Annotated in this window: 1 protein-coding gene; it reads left to right on the forward strand. The window is 69.7% G+C overall.

What is annotated here, in order from left to right:
* A partial coding sequence (locus FK530_RS24915; protein WP_331456381.1) for a DNA gyrase subunit A occupies positions 1-601 on the forward strand: 601 nt, incomplete at both ends.

A 601-nucleotide genomic window follows, 5' to 3' on the forward strand; every position in this document is an offset into this window, starting at 1 on the left:
CGATGTGCGTGACGGTCTCAAGCCCGTTCACCGCCGCATCCTCTACGCGATGTACGACGGCGGCTACCGCCCGACTGCGGGTTTCTACAAGTGCATGCGCGTGGTGGGCGACGTGCTCGCCCACTACCACCCCCACGGCGACGCCTCCGTCTACGATGCCCTGGCTCGCCTGGTCCAGCCCTGGTCGATGCGCTATCCCCTGGTCGCCGGACAGGGGAACTTCGGATCCCCGGGCAACCTGGGCCCCGCCGCCCCCCGGTACACGGAGTGCCGGATGGCACCCCTGGCCCTGGAGATGGTCCGCGACATCGACGAGGACACCGTCGACTTCCAGGACAACTACGACGGTCGCGCCCAGGAACCGGTCGTCCTGCCTGCGCGCTTCCCGAACCTGCTGGTCAACGGGTCGGAGGGAATCGCGGTGGGCATGGCCACCCGCATCCCCCCGCACAACCTGCGTGAGGTCGCCTCGGGCGTGCAGTGGGCCCTGGAGCACCCCGAGGCCACGCGTGAGGACCTGCTCGAGGCCCTCATGGCGCGCATCAAGGGACCCGACTTCCCCACTGGGGCGACCATCCTGGGGCGACGCGGCATCGAGGAC

It is taken from the genome of Tsukamurella conjunctivitidis, assembly GCF_007858475.1.
GTDB lineage: Bacteria > Actinomycetota > Actinomycetes > Mycobacteriales > Mycobacteriaceae > Tsukamurella > Tsukamurella conjunctivitidis.